This window comes from Vibrio diazotrophicus (genome assembly GCF_038452265.1).
GTDB lineage: Bacteria > Pseudomonadota > Gammaproteobacteria > Enterobacterales > Vibrionaceae > Vibrio > Vibrio diazotrophicus.
Map to the genome: position 1 here is coordinate 1,859,072 of NZ_CP151842.1, position 19,827 is coordinate 1,878,898.

Consider the following 19,827-nt stretch of genomic DNA (forward strand, 5'->3'; position numbering starts at 1 on the left):
CGCTAGAAAATTACACCGCTTTTACTGGGTAGCTAACCGTGGAAAAACATGAAGAAGTTCTAGTGGCAATTCGCCAAATCATCAGAGCCATCGATCTACACTCTAAGAAGCTTAGCAAAGATGCAGGCTTAACGGGGCCACAACTTATTCTCATGCGTGCGATTCAAGAGTTAGGCGAAGTCACAATCCGAGAACTCTCCAAGCACACCAATATGAGTCAAGCCACTGCCACCACCATACTTGATCGTCTTGAGCGAAACGGTTACGTACAGCGTATTCGTAGCGTCGAAGACAAGCGTAAGGTTCATGCTCATCTCACCGAAACCGGAAAAGTATTGTTGGCCCAAGCTCCAGCACCGCTGCAAGAGAGCTTTGTTAAGCGTTTTCAAACCTTGGCAGATTGGGAACAAAGCTTATTACTCTCTTCCGTTCAAAGACTTTCTTCAATGATGAATGCTGAAAACATCGATGTCGCACCACTACTTGAAATCGGTAGTATCACTAAGAATGAAGAATAGATGATTTGATGAAAAAAGGTTGGGATATCCCAACCTTTTTTTATTTTTAATTACAGACAATTAAGTACAGTTATTCCAACAGACCGTGTTGCACCGCGTACTTAGCCAGTTCCGCAGTTGAGTGAATATCCAGCTTATGTTTGATATTTTGTCGATGCGTTTCAACGGTGCGATAACTAATGCTTAGTAGCGACGCAATTTTCTTACTACTACAGCCTTGAGCAACCAGCTTCAAAACGGCTTCTTCCCTACGACTCAGAGGGTTAGGCTTATTCGCAGTAGGAGTAATCTCTCCAGTGAACAGAGTTTGGGTGACCGATTCGCAAAAATAGGTAGAACCTTGATTCACCGTTTTGATCGCCTGAACCATCTTAGAAGCTGAAATTTCTTTGAGCATATAACCCACGGCTCCTGCCTGCATCACTTTCATTATGTATTCGCGATTGTCATGCATAGTCAGCATCAGCACCTTTGCATCGGGTACTTCTTCTTTGATTAAGCGAGTCGCATCAATGCCATTCATTATCGGCATGCTGACGTCCATCAATATAACGTCCGGCTGGTGTTGTTTCACCACATCCAACGCTTCAAGACCGTTACTTGCAGTGGCGACAACTTGAATTTCTGGCTCCAATTCAAGACGCGCCATAAAACCTTCCAGTACCACCTGATGGTCATCGACAATGACAACTCTAATTGGTTTTTCCATACACTAATCCATCCAATCGCAATAACACGGTAATCTCTGTGCCAAAACCAGCCTCACTGATTAACTCAAACTCACCGCCAATAAACTCGACTCGCTCACGCATATTACGTAAACCTATGCCTCGTTTGTTAAGTGCTTCTTTAACGTTAAAACCAATACCATCATCCCTCACCATCAACTGAAGCATATTACCCATTTGATGGAGAATCACCGTTACCTTCTTCGCTTGTGAGTGTTTGCGAATATTATTTAGAGACTCCTGCACAACACGATATAAGGTTGTTGCCGCTTCTGACTTCAATTTCTCTGGTTTGGTATCAAACAAGGTCTCGATTTGAATACTTGAGTGCGCCTGAAAATCTTCCAGTAGTGTCACAAGCGCGGCTTGCAAGCCAATATCGTCCAATGCACTAGGGCGTAAATTGTGCGAAATACGCCGGACTTCATTAATTGCTGTCATCAACGATTGCTGCGCTTTTTCAACATGCAAAACTAAGGCATCCCCTTGCAGTTTATGATCGAGCAGCTCTAAATGACATTTACTCGATACCAGTAACTGGTTGATGCCATCATGAAGTTCACGTGCCAAATGTTTCTTTTCATCTTCCTGAAACATCACTGTTTTGTGTGCCAGTTCTTTTAAGTTCTTATCCGCAAGACGATGTTCATGAAGGTTAATCGCCAGCGTTAGCACAATAATCACGGCCACTGTCACGGCCAGAATCACCATCACTGAGAAGAAGGTTGTCTCAATATTCTTATTTATCGCTGATTGCATCGACGCGACTTCTTGTCTTACGTCTTCAATATAAAGGCCAGTGCCAACCATCCATTGCCACTTATCCAGCCAAGCTACATAGCTAAGTTTAGGTACAATCTCTTTGGTTGAGGGCTTTTGCCATAAATACTGATGAAAACCGCCGCCTGACTGAGCCTGAAAAAGCAGTGCTTCAATCAAGAAGTCTCCTTCTTTATCCTGCAAGCGCAGTAAATCCTGGCCGATTAATTCTGGTTGGATTGGGTGAACTAAATTGACACCTTTACCATCGTAGGCAAAAAAGTATCCGTCAGAGCCATAACGAAGCTTAGTCAAAATGGCCTTCACTTCTTCTTGCGCTTGTTCTGTGGTTAAAGAATCGTTGTTATAGATATGAGCAATCGAATCCAGTGCGAGGTCCACACTGTCTTTAAGCGCTGTTTCACGCGCTTTGATTAAATTGATGCGAAAAATTTCGACTTCACGCTGACCGAGTGTTTTCGCCTGATGAATAGAGATCCAACTAATACTTGCTGTCACAAGCAGCAGGGGCAATAACGTCAGCAGTATCAGTTTGGCTTTTAGAGGCATTCCGTTTCCCAAAGATCTCTATGCAAAAATAAAAACAGCTTACTGGCCGTCGATAGTTCGACAATCAGTAAGCTGCAATACTTTAGCAACTTCTAAGGTGTGTTTGACCAATTCGTTATACAACCAAGAATTGGATCACATTCCGTAGAATTCAGGGAAGACTAAAATCGATACCAACACCAGTATTTGAATCGCGATAAATGGCATTACACCTCGATAAATATCCATAGTGGTGACCGATTTCGGGGCAACCCCTTTTAAATAGAACAGACTAAAACCAAATGGCGGAGTTAAGAACGATGTCTGCAAGTTCATCGCCACTAAGATACCAAACCACGTCATTTCAATACCAAGTGTGCTCGCAACAGGCGCCAAAATCGGCACTATGATGAAACAGATTTCGACGAAATCGATAAAGAAGCCGAGAATCAAAATGACAATCATTGTCGCAATGAGGAAGCCCCACTTGTCACCGGGAATCGCTAACATCCACTCTTCGACTAGAATGTCACCCCCAGTGTAGGTAAACGCCATTGAGAACGCAGTCGCACCAAGCAAAATTGCGAATACCATTGCAGTCACGTTTACGGTCTCTTTAGATGCTTCGTAAACCATCTTCCAGCTAAATTGACCATAAAGCATTGCAAGAATAAGAGCACCAGCACCACCCAATGCGGCAGACTCGGTTGGAGTGGCAACACCCGCAAAAATGGAACCAAGAACCACGATAATCAGTGCTAGTGGCGGTATCACTGCTTTTAAAGCAGTAATCACTTCTTCTCTACGGGAAATCGAATCATCTCGACCAATAGGCATGGCTGCTTCTGGGTTCAATTTTGAGTAAATCAAAATGTAAACGATATAAGCGCCAACCAAGACCAAACCCGGCCACAATGCCGCTTGGAATAAGTCGCCGACAGGTACACCTAATACATCACCGAGCAAGATCAAAACGATCGAAGGTGGAATAATTTGCCCCAGCGTTCCCGACGCACAAATCGTTCCGCACGCAAGGCCTTTGTCATAGTTATATTTGAGCATAACAGGCAATGAGATAAGCCCCATTGCCACCACTGATGCACCAACAACACCGGTTGATGCGGCAAGCAGAGCACCCACCAGCACGGTTGAAATAGCAATACCACCACGCACGCCACCAAACAGACGTCCCATAGATTCCAGCAACTGCTCAGCTAAGCGTGTTTTTTGCAGTACCAAACCCATAAATACAAACAGCGGCACGGCCATCAACACGGTGTTTTGCATGATGGATTGAATTCGATATGGCATAAAAGCAAACATTTCGATGCCTTCCGCCCATACCCCAAATATCAGTGCGATTCCTCCGAAGGTAAAAGCAACGGGGAAACCTAAAAGTAGTGCAAACAGCGCTACAAAGAACATCACGATTCCGATCATTGTTTTTTCCTTTTACTTCGAATCTTTAAAGTTGGTATGCAAAAGCTGTGGGTTCACGATTCGGTTCAGCGAGTGCAGAATCATGCCGATACCACTCATTGCCATGAAGAAGAACGCCACTGAAATTAGGCTTTTAATAATCCATCGATAAGGTAAACCGCCCGGGTCACCTGAGGTTTCCCCAAGTTCATAACTCTCTTTGGCATAATCAATACCGAAGTAAGCCACCAGCAGGCAGAATGGTAATAGCAGGATAAGAGTGCCTAATAGATCGATGACCGCTTGCGCTTTGTTCGACAGTTGCTCGTAGAAGATGTCGACTCGAACATGACCACCCGCTTTTAGCGCATAAGGAATACCAAGCATGAACACGGCAGAGAACAGGTGCCATTCGAGCTCTTGAAAGGCAATAGATACGTCATTAAACGCGTATCGCATGACAACGTCGTAAACCACGTTCGCCACAAGCAGTACGAATAGAATGCTGGATAACCAACCAAGAAAATCGCTAATACGATTAAACAGTCTTTCGATATAGATGAGACTTCTCATTCCCGACTCCATGGAATTTGCAAATATGCTCCGCTTAACCCAGTGAATCCGGAATGAGCTAGCGGAGCTTAGTTATATTTTTCTTGGGCTTCTCAGCAGCTTTAAATTAAAACTACTGTGCTTCGTTGTTTAGATACGCACGCATAGAGATATCCGTCCACTGGCGAACATCTTTCAGATAGTTTGCTTGTGACTCTTGAATCTCTTTCGCTAGTGGATCTTTAGCTGCGTGATCTGCAAGTAGGCGACCATTTGCATCACGAAGTGCTTTGATAACTTCAGGCGGGAAGTCTTTTACTTTTACGTCTGGATATTCAGTTTTAATTGAAACCCAGTTCTTGCCACTTTCATGTACAGATTGTGCATACATGTCATAAGCAGCCGTACGCATCGCAATACGCAAGATTTCACGTAGATCTTCAGGCAATTTTTCCCAAGTACGTTTGTTTACTAGGAACTGCAACTCAGTTGCTGGCTCATGCCAACCTGTGTAGTAGTAAGGAGCGATTTTGTGGAAACCCATGCGTAGGTCAAGAGACGGACCTACCCACTCAAGAGCGTCGATTGTGCGGCGTTCTAGAGATGTGTACAGTTCGCCCGGTGCAATGTTGGTTGGTTTTGCACCCAGCTCAGCTAAAACTTCACCAGCAAAGCCAGGTATACGCATTTTCAGACCTTGCAGATCTTCTAATGAATTGATTTCTTTTTGGAACCAACCACCCATCTGGATATCGGTATTACCGCCAGGGAAAGAAAGCATGTTGTGAGGTTCATACACTTTCTCCATCAGCTCCATACCACCGCCATGATAGAACCAAGCGTACTGTTCAGGTGCAGTCATACCGAAAGGCATAGAAGTGAAATAAAGCGTATTTGGAACTTTGCCCTTCCAGTAATAAGACGCTGAGTGACCCAAGTCATACTGACCTGATTTCACCATATCGAATACACCTAACGGCGCTTTGTGTTTATTCGCAGAGTCGATGCGAATTTGCAGGCGGCCGTTTGACATCTTTTCTGCCATTGCAGCCATATTTTTTGTTGTATCACCGAAAATCGGGAAGTTCGGGCCCCAAGTTTCAGCTAGTTTTAAGCGATACACTTTCTCATCAGCAGAAGCTGATGTTGACAACAAAGCAAAGCACGCTGTAAGCGCAACCATACTCGTTGTCATAACTCGTTTTACAGATTGATGAATCAGACTCATTGTTCACGTCCTTTTGTTATTGGTCAGTGCAGTGGTACTTCAGTAGCACTTCAGTTCACTACATACTTTGGGTGAACTTTCATCAATAAAAAATGAGCATGATTACGCAAAGAAATAACATTAGAAGCGGTATATAAAACCATAGTCTTACGTAGTAATACGTAGGATATATAACACCACCGTTCTATCTAATTCTTTTAAAAGGTATTTACATAAACTGGAATATTCGACCTCTGTGTTTCTACGTAATTACTTTCACAGACATGAAGTTTGCGTTTTGTTTTCGAAACTGTGACAGAGCGCCGTAAGTGCTTTATAGAATTCTATATAGGTCTGAGTAGTGAAAATGAAAAAGCCCCGGTAATACCGAGGCCTTAGATATTGAAGCTGCGAAGTGAACTACACCGCTTTGTAGATGACTTTGTTACCCGCTAACTGCTCTTTCACTACAAGATTTTCTTCAAGTAGTTTTTTAAGTGCGCCTGTTGCCCAAGAAGCCGCTTTTGCGTCTTCCTGACCAGCTTCTAGGCCAATAGACTTAGGATTAATGCCTTCCGCATTTTTAGCAACAATATCAAGAACCTGTTGTTGCTTAGGCGTTAATTCTACGTCAACTTTAATCGCTGCTGAATGAGCAACAACTTTTTCAACCGCTGGTTTAGCTACTTTTTTCTCTACAACTTTCTTTTCAGCTGCAGGTTTCGCAGTTTTCGTTGCTGAAGATAGGTTCGCTACAGTCGCTTTAACACGCTTTTGCAGTTTAGCCTGCACTTTGCGCTTATGAGCAAGTCTCATCGAGTATGTCTCCATTTCACTGCTTTAATCGCAGTGGTGAAAATTTGAAGCGCGTTTTATATCAAAATTCTGCTGTCATTTGTAGCATTGAGGTCAACTTCTCCCGCAAAAATGCATCTATCGCACGTTTATGACTACAATTTATACAAGGGTGTTTTTGATTATCACAGTTGCAATACTGGGAATAAACACAGTTTTATAGAGAGTGTATGTGGTTTCTATGCAGAGTATTCATATCGCCAATCATCACTTTGACTTACGTTCTCCTTATGCGAAATGGGTAGGCATTGCGGCTGCTTTATTGGCTTTGGGGTTTGTTATTTGGTCACCCAGTTGGCGACAAGCCTTAGTCGCGGTGATCGCTATTGGTGTGTTGTTGGTTGTTGGCTACTGGTTGATTAGAAAAAGCCAAGTTGGCTATACCTTTACCGCTACTCATTTTCAGCAGCATCTGTTTCGAGGCGGTTGGGTTTTGCGTTGGAATAACATTAGCAAAATCGGCATTTGTACTTTCGAGCAAGACGGATGGCATCATCCGTTGCCATGGATTGGTATCAAGCTAAGACGCTACTCTCCTTATCTTGACAGTATTTGTCCGCGTATCGCCTCTGAAATACTGCTCAGCCAGCGTGCTCTGCTCTATCTTGGCGCACGACAAAAAAATCAAGAAACGAAGTTTGAGGATATGGTGTTGGATGCTCAGCAGTACAAAGAATCTGCAACTAAAAGCTACTCAGGCTTAATGGCTATGTTGGCAAACAGGATGAAGTATCAGCGCCAATATTACGATTACGACGTTTTTATCTCGGCGAATGATTTAGACAGAAGTGCGGAAGAGTTTGTAGGGCTAGCTCGGCGCTATCTTGCAGCAGCCGAGCCAAAGAATACTGATCAGTAAAGCGGCATTTCATCAGCCACGTAATGATTGTGTAATCGTTCATGACCAAATGTTGATTTAGGTCCATGTCCCGGAATAAACGTTACATCGTTACCTAATGGCCAAAGCTTGGTTTTAATGGAGTTCAGCAAATCACCATGATTACCCTGAGGGAAATCTGTACGACCGATACTGCCGTGGAACAGTACATCACCAACAAAAGCCAGTCTCGCTTCTTCACTGAACAAAACCACATGCCCCGGAGTATGACCCGGTGTGTGAATCACTTGAAGAGTCTGTTTACCGAAGGTCACTGTGTCACCTTCATCCAACCATCTATTAGGCTCAAATGCTTCTGTAAGTGGGAAGCCGAACATTTGGCTTTGACCTTCTAAACCTTGCAGCCAGAAGTTATCCGCTTTATGTGGCCCAACAATATCGACATTGCCAAGCTGTTCGGCTAATGATTCTGTACCACCAACATGATCTAAGTGACCATGAGTAAGCACGATGTGAACCACTTTCACTCCTAGCTCATCAATCATAGCTTTCAATTGTTTGACGTCACCACCCGGATCGACAACAACGCCTTCCATGGTTTCATCACACCAAACGATTGAACAGTTCTGAGCGAAGTGAGTTACAGGGACAATTTGATACTGTAAAGACATAAAACAAACCTTGTTCGATATTCGAAATTGTTCGAACTATGCCACTAGAGCCCTAGTTTGACAAGCTACGAGCCTTGCCAGTTGCGGACTGGACCTGTATCTATGTGTACAAAGCCACTGCGAGGATAATACCCAACGCCACCTGCTTTTAGGCTTAATGCCGCTTCATGAACTTGTTTCAATGGCACACCATCCAAGCGGAAATCGAATGCCTTACCCATCATATGAAAGCTCTTCTGCGCAACACCATTTGAGTTTTGACGGAGCATTTCATTGGTTGCCGGAGAGCGGTAACCAGAAATAATCTGTACCTCAGCCTCACTGCCGATTAAGGTTTGAATACGGGTTAGTTGGTCGAATAGCCCTTTGTCCATAGGATGAACTTCGTTGCGACGAAAATCGCGGCAAATATGGTTGAGTCTTTTCAGTTCTGAACGCACATAACGATGACCATTGAAATAGCAACTTTCTAACGTTTCACCCGTGTGCAGGTTATTCAGTGCCAATACACGAGGTTCATCTGGAAGAGAGGCTTGAACAAGGCTTGGCGAACAAGCCGCTACCACTAAACCACTTCCAGCAAATTTCAAAAAATCACGTCGAGAAACAATCAAACCAACACCTTTACTACTGATTAAATTTCAAACAGAGGGCGAAACTTAACGGACTCGCCAGTGAAGGTCAAATGCATAATTTGTGCACAAAATCGCCTTACACGGCGATTTATAGCATTAGTGTTTGAACATAAAGAAAAACTTTAATATGTAAATTTTGAGTAAACTTTGAAGTAAATAACATAGGCCAGCGCTTAATTGCCAACCTTTGCCTGTCATCCACGAGCTTGTGCATCGAAGCGGTAAACATCATCCCTGTACTGAAGACTTCCACCTTCATACCAAACGGTTTGGTAAATGATATGAACTGGGATTCGCTTCTTCAGCGCAATAGACTTATTGCTTGGGTTCTGTTCATCTTTCAATTTGGACTCATCAATTCCCTGAGTTTCAAAAATCTTAGCCGCAAAAATAGACGCATCCTGCACACGGATGCAGCCAGAGCTGAATGCTCTTGATGGGCTGCTAAACAGATGCTTGCTTGGTGTATCGTGCAAATAAATGGCTCTGGCATTTGGCGTATTAAATTTGTACAACCCCAATGCATTTTGACGCCCTGATTGCTGACGCATTCGGTATGGGAATGTATCTGGGTCTACGCTTGTCCAATCGATCCCTTTCGGATCTAAGATTTTGTCTGAGGTCCAGCTCTTAATGATATCGATATTATGTCGGCTGAAGTAATTAGCATCCCTCTTCGCCAATGGTAGAATGTCTTCCACCATAATTTTTCTCGGAACATTCCAAGTGGGATTTAGGATTACTGAGTCGAGTTTAATTGACATCAAAGGTGTCGGGCGTTTAACACTTCCCACGACCACTTTTGACGAGAATACAGGTTTGCCTGAATACCAATACTTCATGTCAAACCCAGGAATGTTCACCACGATCACAGTGTCTTCTTCCTGTGACCATAAGCGGCTGCGCTCGGCATTCAAAGCCAGAAGAGCCAAGCGGGACTTAACAGAAAGGTTGAGCCATTTTAACGTGTCGGGACCGATGATTCCGTCTGATTTAAGGCCGTGCATTCGTTGAAATCGCTTAACCACTTTCACCAGACTGTTGTCATACCAGGTGACACTGTCACTCACCTGACTCATGTCGATGTTCACTAGTGATAAGCGATGAATTAGCAGCTCTCTATCATCAAGCCTATCCCCCGGCTTTATTAAACCTTTTTGGTTATAGCGAGGAATGATCTCAGACTCTTTCTCAAGTAGAGTATTGTATGCAGTCATCAAAGGCTTGTATGAAGCGTCACTCGGCGTGTATGACTGAACCAGTTCACCAATACCGTTCGTCGCCACAGCAACTTCTAAAGAAACAAAGGCGTTTTCACTAGGGAGTGGTAAGTTGTATGTCAGCTTTTTGCCTTCAAAAAACCACTGTTGCCCAAGTTTTGCAGCCTGCTCAGCGTAACTCAAATACATGATAAGAGTATCAGTCGCTAACAGGTCGTATTCAAACCAAGTATTTTGCTCGCGATATTTTTGCAAATACCCTAAACGTCCATCAAATAGCGGACTAATACCTGCACGATGGATAACTTCAAGCTGCTGCTCAAACTTTTGAATGGTAGCTAAATCGATCCAAATAAGCTGAGCGTTATTTTCCTGATAAATTCGCTCAACTCTCTGCGGATACGCTAACAGTGACAAAACCGGTGAATCAGGTTCAATCCAACCTAATTCAGAAAGCCGTTTTTCTGCTGCTGAAATCGATACACTGAACAGAAGTAGCAACACTGCAAAAAAACGATTTTTCTTCATATAAAGACGCCTAACTCAACAACCTATAGATTGAGTATGGCAAAAAATGAGTCAATTGTTATGACAAAATTAAACAATTGCTGACCAGTGATTATCCCATTGCACATTTGATACACTCGTTGCCGCGCCATGAGGATATTGGTTTCTCACTACCATCCCAGCACCGGAGCTTACCTGAAACTGCTCATCATGCACAACAACACCTGAAGCATCGGGTAAAGGAGCGAGTTCAACTAAGCGATGAGTTTCCTTCGACCAAATACCGTAGCAATTCCCGACGGGAGACGTAGCCAATATCCATTTATCCGTAGCCGCTATGCTTGCAATATAGTGATTAAAACGAGCCCACTCTTCAGGTTCAGCAAGTAAAGGCTGCATTTTTCCGCCACGAGTATGCATGGCAATTAATGATGGTGTGTCTTCCGGTTGTCCACGATATTGTTGTCCACACAACACGGTTTCACTTCCGTCATGAGCAAGGTGACGAATACTCAAATGGTGATCCGGTAATGCAACCTGCTCTAGCACTTTGCCATTCATAGACAGATAAGTAAGACTCGGCTGCATTGTCTCTATATTTAAAGGCTCTCGGCCGTTGGTATGAACGCCGCCCACACCAATCGCTAAGGTATTGTCTGGCATCATGATCACCTCATGTGGACCGATACCAAAGCCTGTCAGTTCATCGGTTTTCTGGTAGCCCTTTTGAACGTCATAAACACCAATGATACCCCTGCTAGTTCCTCTTTCGCCTTCGGTTGCAAACAACCACAAGCCATCATTGGAATAGACGCCATGACCGTAATAGTGTCGCTGAGAGCCAGACGAGTTGAGCGCTATCATCTCGCCACTCTGATAGTCAAAAACCATCATAAACTCACCCGGACGACGGCCAAAAGCAACGGCTTGACTCATATGAGGATGAATAGCGACCCCATGTCCTCTGGCAGGTAAAGGCAACTGACGAATCGCTTGCCCCTGTTTATCGGCAACTACAGCGCTAAACTGGTTGCGGCTTGTCACGGCACAACCAATGAGTGCTGGTTGATTTTTATTCCCGTTGCTTGCACAACCAAACGGAAATATTGGTGTGCAAACACCGAAGAGAGCCGCTTTTAGTAGCGAGCGGCGAGTGTTATCAGTCACCATCGGTTGCATTGAATCCTATCACTACGTCTAGTTCCACAGAGACTTCGTCATGTAACAAATACTTAAGTTGTTCCATTTTGTTGTACTGAGAAAGCACAGTTCGATATCCCTTTTTTGTTTGCAGCAGGTCGAACAAACTTCCCTCTTCAGGCCATGTTGCCAAAAGGTTTGCATATTGGGTTTTCACTCGTTCCGCCAAATCGACTAGTCCACGGTCTCTCAGCATTTTGTCCAAACCATTTCCATCAGATAAATACAGCGATTGCATCGCTTCAATGTTGGCTTTTAGGTTGAACATAGACGTTTTAGAGCGCCATGACTCAGAGAAATATGGGCGAGGTTTACCAATATTCGCTAAAGGGCGCCTTAACTTAGACATGGAAAACTCTAACTGGTTAGATAGCAGCGCTATGTATTCCGAAGTCCACGTTTTCTCATCCAGTTTTGTCCAAGGGTTTGTACGCCACGCTTTTTCAATCGTGTCGGCTCTGTTTGCCAGATTTTCACTGATTGCTGTTGCTGACATACATGCCTTAACCTTCGAAGTGGTCAGCGGCGATTTAGAATCGTAGAGCATCCATTCAATTGCCCCAAGACCTTGTACCGTCACACTGTTTTCTGCAATTTCGGAAGCCGTCCAAACTTTATCCTGCTTTGTTAAGGCGCCCATTTTCAGACCTGTAGTGTTTTTCTTATCCGGCCAAAACTGCACATTCCAACTTTGAGCAAGAGCATCTGCAGGACCTCGCTCCTGACCTTGTAATGCCATCCATGCAAGCATAGTGCTATGCCATTGTTGTTTGATCTCTGAAATATCTACGGAATCTGCCAGACAGAACTCAGAAAACGTTTCGGCTAAAGAATGGGCTTGCATAGAAAAATGATTTGCGGCTTGATACTCCACCAAATAAGTAGCCTGGCTTACGTGTTGAGTTTGCTGCGCGTGCGAAGCTGTTTGACTTGTTTGACAGGCCGTTAAGCTCAGTACCAATATGCTTGGAAAAAAAAGTTTGAAGGTCATATAAACACCTAACAAAGAATGACTTTATAAAGAATTTAGAAATGCGATTAAGGCTTCGCGTTCTTGCTTACTGAACTGAAGTACTTTTTCTTTGGCTGCTTGAGCTTCGCCCCCATGCCAAAGCACCGCTTCCATAAGATTTCGTGCTCGTCCATCATGTAGGAAGTATGTATGGTTATTCACTTCCTCTGTATAGCCGATACCCCACAGCGGTGGCGTTCGCCACTCGTTGCCTGATGCAAGAGCTTCAGGTCGGCCATCACTTAATCCCTCGCCCATATCGTGTAATAACAAATCTGTATATGGATGAATAGTTTGTTCTGACAGTGCAGGTCTAGATTCCACTTTTGCAGTTTTAACCGCTGTTTTGTGGCAGCTATTACATCCTACTTCAGCGAACAGCTTTTTACCGTGTTGAACTTTTGGGTCATCAACGTTTCGGCGCACAGGTACCGCTAAGTGTTGCGAATAGAACTCAACGAAATCGAGTATATTATCGCTCACTTCAGGTTCACCACCGTTAGGCACTTGACTACAAAGTGTTTGGTGCACACTGCAGTTTTCTTTAGGGAATAAACGGCTGGTCAACCCTAAATCACCATTGAACGCTGCGGCATTTTGTTGCATCAACGATGGTTGCCCTGCTTTCCAGCCAAAACGTCCAACGACTTTTTTCTCTTCGCGGATATCCCAAACTCGGTTCACACGACCAGAGATTCCATCACCATTAGCGTCGTTCTCGTCTTGCCAAGAAAGAATCGTCTGTTCTGGAATAGCTTCTAACAGTCCTAAACCAATCATAGGCGGAGCGACACGCGCAGAAAATTGAGTCTTCGGATGTAAGGCGCCATACCCTAAATTTTGAATAGAAAGATTCGGTTTACGTAAAAGTACTGGAGTGCCATCCGCAAACTTAACCACCACTTCGTCATAAGTAATAAGAATCGAACCTTCGGCTTTTTTCCCTGGAAGGGCAAAATCTTGCAACTGATCACCGTAAACCGGTTCAGGTACTACACCCGCTCTGTCATATATGGCTTTTTGTGCAGCTGTTTCTGCTGGAATGCTCAAACGCACAAGCATCGAAACCGCTTGGGTATCATTGGCTTCTGGAGGGTGACCACGTCCATCTTTGATATGACAGTTCTGACAACCATTAGTGTTAAAAAGAGGACCAAGGCCATCGCGAGCATCAGTTGATGAAGGTGCCGGAACCCAAGGATTACGGAAAAAACTGTTACCCACGCTAAAGTCCAAACGTTTTGCCATTGGCAAGTTTGATGCTGGCAGAGAATAAGCATTAGGGCCGGCTTTCGTAGTACTGGTACTGCCACCAGATTTCACGTCTTCAGCCACCGCATGGCAAGAGGCCAAACCCAGTAGTAGTGCTGAAAAATACGACTTCATTACGTCTTTCTCATTGTTTAAAAAGCAAGAAACCCAATCCGTCACACCTCATGTTAAAGGTCTAAAGATTGGGTATAAATGAGCTCTCTTTTTGTGGGGTGAATCTTGTTAAGAGAGCTCAGTCTGCCATCGAGATTAAAATTCGTGGTCAGCGTTATCCGGATTGAGGCTATCGATACCGATAATGCCTGCTGCACGCTCAATAGAAGCCGTTTGAGCCACTAAACCAGCGATAGCTTTATTGACTAATGCGTTGCCCTCAGCGTTGTCTGCAGCAATTAACTGATCAAAGTGTTGATTGTTTTGTTCTGCTGATTTCACTAACTCACCAACTTCTGCACGAGAAACTTCAAATTGAGCCAGAATGTCTTTCGCGGCCGCTGAATCTTTGTCTGCAACCAAATCATTGATGCTTGGACCAGAAATTTTAGATCCGTCTACACGTGAATATGAGCCCGTATAGACGTTGTAAATGCCTTGCTCATTAAAGTAATGAGAGTTGTGCGTATTGTCTGAGAAACAATCGTGCTCGTCTTCGGTTGAATTCGCTTCAAGCGCCACTTTCATACGCTCACCAGCTAACTCACCAAGAGATAACGAACCCATACCAAACAACATTTTACGAATGCCGTTTGTTGCTGATTCTGAAAGTAGTTCCTGACGGTAATTACCTTTTTCCGATGCTGACCACTGCTTTTCCATCCACTCTAGATCTTGTACCAGAAGCTGAACAGAAGCTTTTAAGTATTGGGCACGACGGTCACAGTTGCCGTTAGTACACGCTGCACCTTGAACATAATCTGTATAAGGACGAGCACCAGCGCCAGGGTTAGTGCCGTTTAAATCTTGGCCCCATAACAAAAATTCAATTGCATGGTACCCAGATGCTACGTTCGCTTCCGAACCACCAACTTCGTTGAGGCTAGCGATAAGCTCAGGTGTAATGGTAGATGCATCAATTATCGTTGCACCGATCGTGATCGCTTTATTACCGATAATGTTTGCACTTGCACCTTCATTACCAAGTTCATATTGATAATCTGTCGCAACGTAATCGATCAGACCTTCATCCAAAGGCCAAGCGTTTAGCTGTCCTTCCCAATCATCAACGACGGCGTTACCAAAACGGAAAACTTCAGACTGTTGGTACGGTACGCGCGCTGCTAACCAAGCTTTTTTAACATCTTGCAGTTTTGCTTCTGACGGTGCAGACAGAAAAGCATCCACTGATTTCTCAAGATCTTTAGCTGTTGTCAATGAATCAGCGAATACTGCGTGCGCAATATCGGCATAATTTTCAACAACTTGTTGCTGAGTAACTGCTGCCATACTTGCAGCACTTGCTAAAGCTAAAGAAGCGGCGATAGATTGGACTAAAAACGATTTCACTTTCATTGAAGCATCCTTGTTGAGCAACTTTATATTGTTAGTGCTAATTATTCTCATTTGCACTACTAGTTACGCATCATACAAATTTACAATTTATTTGCAAGCTGTAACAAAAAAAACCTCACCGAAGTGAGGTTTTTTTATGCAAAAGTGATGAGCTATTAAAGTTTTAAGTCGTGCTTTCCGTGTGAGACTTTTGCTTTTAAATAGTTTTCATTGCCTGACTTAATATGAGCTGCTGTATTTACAACTTCAACGATTTCTATGCCATGCTGTTTTAGTTCGTTGACTTTCTTAGGGTTATTAGTCACCAATCGAATCTTATTTATACCCAAAGCTTTCAACATTTGCGCAGCTTCAGTGAAATCACGGAGATCGTCGCCGAAGCCCAAATGATTGTTGGCTTCGTAGGTATTCATCCCTTGGCTTTGTAAACGGTAAGCATCGATTTTGTTATAAAGCCCAATACCCCGCCCCTCTTGACGTAAATAGAGAATAATTCCGCCAAACTCACCCATTTTCTCTATGGTTTCTTCCAACTGCTCACCACAATCGCAACGCGACGAATGGAAAACATCACCAGTTAAACACTCAGAGTGCATGCGAACTAATGGTATCTCTTGAGACTTATCAACGGATTTGAAGATAACAGCAACGTGCTCTTTGTCTGTTTCTAAACCTTTAAAAGAGAGGATTTCAGCATCAATGCTGCTTTTAGCGCCGACCTTAAAGTCAACTCTGGCTCTTACTTCCGCCATATCTGTACTCACTTTACTCAAACATTACTTATGCACAGTCGTTAATAATTTATCTTCTTCTCATACTTAGCGAAGCTAATGCTCTGCCACATTGAGAGTCCATGCATTCGAATCAGTTAATCTTGCCATAACTATGGGGATTGGCCCGCAAGTTTTCAATGAAAAGATCATAATCTGTTTACCAACTTAAGTAACTTATAGAAACGCGCTCTGTAAGATTCATCAAGCTTTGTTGTTATAATATAACAATTTCGAAAAACGGCAATAAAAAACCCAGCTGTAATAAGCTGGGTAACAAGTACTAGATTGACTTAGCTTTTCTGAGTTTTCTTCCACATAGTGAAATCAATCCAGATCTGTTCTAGTTCTTTCAATTCTTCTGCAGTTAATAACGATAACGTTGATTTAGACGGAGTCGAAGAATATGGCTGCAGAGAACTAATTTGTTCATGAAAAGCTTCTTTCAATTTATAAATCATCAGTTGGTCCACTGCCTTAATCCATTAATAAGCATTAATTCTCAAAAATAATACCATTTAAAATTCAATTTTGTGACAAAAAACATATTAATGGAACTACCATCACACTTTACATTTGATTTTTTATAGGTGCTAATTTTGATCCAAAATATTCAGTTAGATCAATTACCTTAGTATTTTGATCACCTAGATTACCTTGCAAAAATTTACGCTTTATTCATATTCACTTCACTCTAACGCCACTTCATATAAACCACTCTCTACTTTTCATACATTAATAAATACTAATATTCCATTTATTAATGATTTGATATTACATAGAGTTTCAAATATACGCAAATATCGCTTTCTAAAGTGGTATCGCTGTTTTTTAGATGAAAAAAAACCGAGTATTTAATACTCGGCTTTTTATATAGTGAAGATTATTTATTCTGAATCGGATTCGCTATCAGTTTCAGAATCATCACTCTCAATTTCAACGCTATCCGCTGACTCTACTGACGAATCTAAAACTTCATCACCCTCTTCCCCTTCAGGAAGTTCAGTTTCTTCAATTTCTTCAATTCGTTGTAGTCCAACAACTTTCTCATCTTCCGCTGTACGGATAAGTGTTACACCTTGAGTGTTACGGCCAACTTGGCTCACTTCACCAACACGAGTACGTACAAGCGTACCTGCGTTAGTAATCATCATGAACTCGTCGCCTTCTTCCACTTGAACCGCACCGATAACGAGACCGTTACGCTCTGAGACTTTGATCGACACAACACCTTGTGTTGCACGGCTCTTCGCTGGGTATTCACTTAGAACAGTACGCTTACCATAACCATTTTCTGTTACTGTCAGTATGTTACCGTCAGTCTTAGGAACGATTAGAGAAACGATTTGATCCTCGCCGTTCAGCTTCATACCACGAACACCAGCAGCAGTACGTCCCATCGCACGAACTTGTTGTTCGTTGAAGCGGACAACTTTACCTGATTGCGAGAACAACATGATGTCGTTGTTGCCGTCTGTAATATCAACGCCGATTAGAGAGTCTTCATCACGTAGGTTAAGAGCAATCAGACCATTTGCGCGCACGTTGGCGAACTGATCCAAAGATGTCTTCTTAACAGTGCCGTCACCGGTTGCCATAAAGATAAATTTATCTTCACTGAACTCAGTTACAGGCAGAATCGCTGTGATACGTTCATTTTCTTCTAGCGGTAGTAAGTTAACAATTGGCTTACCACGAGCAGTACGGCTCGCTAATGGCAATTGATACGTCTTCAGACGGTATGTCTTACCACGCGTAGAGAAACATAGAATGTTGTCATGAGTGTTCGCAACGAGTAGACGTTCGATATAATCTTCGTCTTTCATGCGTGTTGCACTCTTACCACGACCACCACGACGTTGAGATTCATAGTCGCTTAGAAGCTGATACTTCACATAGCCTTCGTGAGATAGAGTCACAACAACATCTTCACGAGCAATCAGCTCTTCCATATCAATGTCATGGCTTGCAGCTGTGATTTCTGTACGACGTGCGTCACCAAAAGCATCACGAACCGTTTCTAGCTCTTCACGGATAACTTCCATCAAGCGCTCAGTGCTGCCAAGAATATGCAGTAGCTCTGCAATTTCTTCTAGAAGCTGTTTGTATTCATCAAGAATCTTCTCGTGTTCTAGACCCGTTAAACGGTGTAAACGAAGTTCTAGAATCGCCTGAGCTTGTTGCTCAGTTAAGAAATATTGACCATCACGAATACCGTATTGAGCTTCAAGCCACTCTGGACGAGCCGCATCTGTACCAGCACGCTCAAGCATTGCCGCTACATTGCCTAGATCCCAGCCTCGTGAAATCAAACCAACTTTAGCTTCTGCTGGTGTTGGAGCCTTACGGATCAACTCGATGATTGCATCGATATTTGCCAGTGCTAGTGCCAAACCTTCGAGGATATGAGCACGCTCACGAGCTTTACGTAATTCAAAAATAGTACGACGAGTCACCACTTCACGGCGGTGGTCTACGAAACACTTAATCATTTCTTTCAGGTTAAACAGTTTTGGTTGGCCATGTTCAAGGGCAACCATGTTAATCCCGAAAGTGGTTTGAAGTTGAGTGTTTGCATATAGGTTGTTCAGAACAACCTCACCAACTGCATCACGTCTACATTCAATAACAATACGCATACCATCTTTATCAGATTCGTCACGTAGTGCGCTGATGCCTTCAACTTTTTTATCTTTTACTAGTTCCGCAATTTTCTCAATCAAGCGAGCTTTGTTCACTTGATACGGAATTTCAGAAACGATGATGGTTTCTTTGCCACTCTTATCTGCTTCAATATCAGCTTTAGAGCGCATGTAAACTTTACCGCGACCAGTCTTATAGGCATCAATGATACCTTTACGACCACTAATCAATGCTGCGGTTGGGAAATCTGGTCCTGGGATGTAATCCATCAACTCATCAATAGTGATGTCTTCATTGTCGATGAATGCCAAACATCCATTCACAACTTCAGTTAAGTTGTGTGGCGGAATATTGGTCGCCATACCTACTGCAATACCTGACGAACCGTTCACAAGCAGGTTAGGAACTTTCGTTGGCAATACAGCAGGAATCTGCTCAGTACCATCGTAGTTGTCTACGTAATCAACCGTTTCTTTATCTAAATCAGCCAACAGTTCATGGGCTATTTTAGCCATACGAACTTCGGTATAACGCATTGCCGCAGCAGAGTCGCCATCGATAGAACCGAAGTTACCTTGACCATCCGCTAGCATATAGCGCAGTGAGAACGGCTGTGCCATACGTACGATAGTATCGTATACAGCACTGTCACCATGTGGGTGATATTTACCGATTACGTCACCTACCACACGGGCAGATTTCTTATATGGTTTATTCCAATCGTTGCCCAATACGTTCATAGCAAATAGAACGCGGCGGTGTACTGGTTTTAGACCATCACGCACATCTGGAAGAGCACGACCAACGATAACTGACATCGCATAGTCTAGGTATGAACCTCGAAGCTCATCTTCAATGTTTACGGGCGTGATCTCTTTAGCTAGATCGCTCATAGAGCCTTTATCCCTCTATAGTTTGATCGGTATATCCAGACAGTGAACTATTACTATAAATAAGCCGAAT

The 19,827-nt window shown here is 43.3% G+C and carries 18 protein-coding genes; 2 read left to right on the forward strand and 16 right to left on the reverse strand.

Going from position 1 to position 19,827, the window contains the following annotated elements; translation table 11 throughout:
* The first annotated feature begins 38 nt into the window (after positions 1-38).
* Positions 39-518: a MarR family winged helix-turn-helix transcriptional regulator gene (locus AAGA51_RS08480; RefSeq protein ID WP_042487668.1), complete on the forward strand. Its 480-nt coding sequence runs from the start codon at positions 39-41 to the stop codon at positions 516-518.
* A gap of 70 nt (positions 519-588) precedes the next feature.
* Here AAGA51_RS08480 and AAGA51_RS08485 read toward each other — a convergent pair whose 3' ends face one another.
* The 6 genes from AAGA51_RS08485 to AAGA51_RS08510 all read right to left on the reverse strand — a co-directional run bounded on the left by AAGA51_RS08485 (position 589) and on the right by AAGA51_RS08510 (position 6,548).
* Positions 589-1,227, reverse strand: coding sequence for a response regulator (locus tag AAGA51_RS08485; RefSeq protein WP_042487670.1), 639 nt, complete (start codon positions 1,225-1,227; stop codon positions 589-591).
* Complete coding sequence (locus AAGA51_RS08490) at positions 1,211-2,575, reverse strand: cache domain-containing protein (protein WP_042487673.1); 1,365 nt, start codon at positions 2,573-2,575, stop codon at positions 1,211-1,213. The genes AAGA51_RS08485 and AAGA51_RS08490 overlap by 17 nt, the downstream gene beginning before the upstream one ends.
* Before the next feature lie 135 nt (positions 2,576-2,710).
* On the reverse strand, positions 2,711-3,994 hold the full coding sequence (locus AAGA51_RS08495; protein ID WP_042487676.1) for a TRAP transporter large permease: 1,284 nt from the start codon (positions 3,992-3,994) through the stop codon (positions 2,711-2,713).
* A gap of 12 nt (positions 3,995-4,006) precedes the next feature.
* On the reverse strand, positions 4,007-4,546 hold the full coding sequence (locus tag AAGA51_RS08500) for a TRAP transporter small permease subunit (protein WP_042487680.1): 540 nt from the start codon (positions 4,544-4,546) through the stop codon (positions 4,007-4,009).
* A 112-nt stretch (positions 4,547-4,658) separates the two neighbouring features.
* The gene (locus AAGA51_RS08505) at positions 4,659-5,753 is read right to left on the reverse strand and encodes a TRAP transporter substrate-binding protein (RefSeq protein ID WP_042487682.1); all 1,095 of its coding nucleotides are present in this window, start codon (positions 5,751-5,753) and stop codon (positions 4,659-4,661) included.
* A gap of 399 nt (positions 5,754-6,152) precedes the next feature.
* On the reverse strand, positions 6,153-6,548 hold the full coding sequence (locus tag AAGA51_RS08510) for a hypothetical protein (RefSeq protein ID WP_042487687.1): 396 nt from the start codon (positions 6,546-6,548) through the stop codon (positions 6,153-6,155).
* 220 nt (positions 6,549-6,768) lie between these two features.
* Between AAGA51_RS08510 and AAGA51_RS08515 the strand changes: the two genes are divergently transcribed.
* Positions 6,769-7,446, forward strand: a complete 678-nt coding sequence (locus tag AAGA51_RS08515) for a DUF2982 domain-containing protein (protein ID WP_042487841.1) — start codon at positions 6,769-6,771, stop codon at positions 7,444-7,446.
* Here AAGA51_RS08515 and AAGA51_RS08520 read toward each other — a convergent pair.
* From AAGA51_RS08520 to gyrA, 10 genes are all read right to left on the reverse strand, one after another.
* Entirely contained in the window at positions 7,440-8,096 is a 657-nt protein-coding gene (locus AAGA51_RS08520; protein ID WP_042487690.1) for an MBL fold metallo-hydrolase, read from the reverse strand. The two genes, AAGA51_RS08515 and AAGA51_RS08520, sit on opposite strands and share 7 nt — an antisense overlap.
* Positions 8,097-8,161: 65 nt before the next feature.
* Entirely contained in the window at positions 8,162-8,710 is a 549-nt protein-coding gene (locus AAGA51_RS08525; RefSeq protein WP_042487695.1) for a YcbK family protein, read from the reverse strand.
* Positions 8,711-8,925: 215 nt separating this feature from the next.
* Positions 8,926-10,479: a L,D-transpeptidase family protein gene (locus tag AAGA51_RS08530; protein WP_042487698.1), complete on the reverse strand. Its 1,554-nt coding sequence runs from the start codon at positions 10,477-10,479 to the stop codon at positions 8,926-8,928.
* A gap of 69 nt (positions 10,480-10,548) precedes the next feature.
* Entirely contained in the window at positions 10,549-11,637 is a 1,089-nt protein-coding gene (locus tag AAGA51_RS08535; protein ID WP_042487701.1) for a DUF1513 domain-containing protein, read from the reverse strand.
* Positions 11,618-12,649 carry an imelysin family protein gene (locus AAGA51_RS08540; protein WP_042487704.1) on the reverse strand — a complete coding sequence of 344 codons (1,032 nt, stop codon included), beginning with the start codon at positions 12,647-12,649 and terminating at the stop codon, positions 11,618-11,620. Before AAGA51_RS08540 ends, AAGA51_RS08535 begins: the two co-directional genes overlap by 20 nt.
* A 24-nt stretch (positions 12,650-12,673) precedes the next feature.
* Positions 12,674-14,056, reverse strand: a complete 1,383-nt coding sequence (locus AAGA51_RS08545; RefSeq protein ID WP_042487706.1) for a di-heme oxidoredictase family protein — start codon at positions 14,054-14,056, stop codon at positions 12,674-12,676.
* Positions 14,057-14,191: 135 nt separating this feature from the next.
* Complete coding sequence (locus tag AAGA51_RS08550; protein WP_042487710.1) at positions 14,192-15,451, reverse strand: imelysin family protein; 1,260 nt, start codon at positions 15,449-15,451, stop codon at positions 14,192-14,194.
* A 155-nt stretch (positions 15,452-15,606) separates the two neighbouring features.
* A complete protein-coding gene (locus tag AAGA51_RS08555; protein ID WP_042487713.1) occupies positions 15,607-16,203 on the reverse strand; it encodes a GTP cyclohydrolase II in 597 nt (198 codons plus the stop codon).
* A gap of 311 nt (positions 16,204-16,514) precedes the next feature.
* The gene (locus AAGA51_RS08560) at positions 16,515-16,694 is read right to left on the reverse strand and encodes a hypothetical protein (RefSeq protein ID WP_042487715.1); all 180 of its coding nucleotides are present in this window, start codon (positions 16,692-16,694) and stop codon (positions 16,515-16,517) included.
* A gap of 414 nt (positions 16,695-17,108) precedes the next feature.
* A complete protein-coding gene (gene gyrA, locus AAGA51_RS08565) occupies positions 17,109-19,757 on the reverse strand; it encodes a DNA topoisomerase (ATP-hydrolyzing) subunit A (protein ID WP_042487721.1) in 2,649 nt (882 codons plus the stop codon).
* Positions 19,758-19,827: the final 70 nt, after the last annotated feature.

What these genes read in the sequence shown, in the direction of transcription:
- AAGA51_RS08485 (WP_042487670.1), bottom strand. Translation starts at nt 1,227, where the DNA reads ATGGAAAAACCAATTAGAGTTGTCATTGTCGATGACCATCAGGTGGTA.
- AAGA51_RS08490 (WP_042487673.1), bottom strand. Translation starts at nt 2,575, where the DNA reads ATGCCTCTAAAAGCCAAACTGATACTGCTGACGTTATTGCCCCTGCTG.
- AAGA51_RS08495 (WP_042487676.1), bottom strand. Translation starts at nt 3,994, where the DNA reads ATGATCGGAATCGTGATGTTCTTTGTAGCGCTGTTTGCACTACTTTTA.
- AAGA51_RS08500 (WP_042487680.1), bottom strand. Translation starts at nt 4,546, where the DNA reads ATGAGAAGTCTCATCTATATCGAAAGACTGTTTAATCGTATTAGCGAT.
- AAGA51_RS08505 (WP_042487682.1), bottom strand. Translation starts at nt 5,753, where the DNA reads ATGAGTCTGATTCATCAATCTGTAAAACGAGTTATGACAACGAGTATG.
- AAGA51_RS08510 (WP_042487687.1), bottom strand. Translation starts at nt 6,548, where the DNA reads ATGAGACTTGCTCATAAGCGCAAAGTGCAGGCTAAACTGCAAAAGCGT.
- AAGA51_RS08515 (WP_042487841.1), top strand. Translation starts at nt 6,769, where the DNA reads ATGCAGAGTATTCATATCGCCAATCATCACTTTGACTTACGTTCTCCT.
- AAGA51_RS08520 (WP_042487690.1), bottom strand. Translation starts at nt 8,096, where the DNA reads ATGTCTTTACAGTATCAAATTGTCCCTGTAACTCACTTCGCTCAGAAC.
- AAGA51_RS08530 (WP_042487698.1), bottom strand. Translation starts at nt 10,479, where the DNA reads ATGAAGAAAAATCGTTTTTTTGCAGTGTTGCTACTTCTGTTCAGTGTA.
- AAGA51_RS08535 (WP_042487701.1), bottom strand. Translation starts at nt 11,637, where the DNA reads ATGCAACCGATGGTGACTGATAACACTCGCCGCTCGCTACTAAAAGCG.
- AAGA51_RS08540 (WP_042487704.1), bottom strand. Translation starts at nt 12,649, where the DNA reads ATGACCTTCAAACTTTTTTTTCCAAGCATATTGGTACTGAGCTTAACG.
- AAGA51_RS08545 (WP_042487706.1), bottom strand. Translation starts at nt 14,056, where the DNA reads ATGAAGTCGTATTTTTCAGCACTACTACTGGGTTTGGCCTCTTGCCAT.
- AAGA51_RS08550 (WP_042487710.1), bottom strand. Translation starts at nt 15,451, where the DNA reads ATGAAAGTGAAATCGTTTTTAGTCCAATCTATCGCCGCTTCTTTAGCT.
- AAGA51_RS08555 (WP_042487713.1), bottom strand. Translation starts at nt 16,203, where the DNA reads ATGGCGGAAGTAAGAGCCAGAGTTGACTTTAAGGTCGGCGCTAAAAGC.
- gyrA (WP_042487721.1), bottom strand. Translation starts at nt 19,757, where the DNA reads ATGAGCGATCTAGCTAAAGAGATCACGCCCGTAAACATTGAAGATGAG.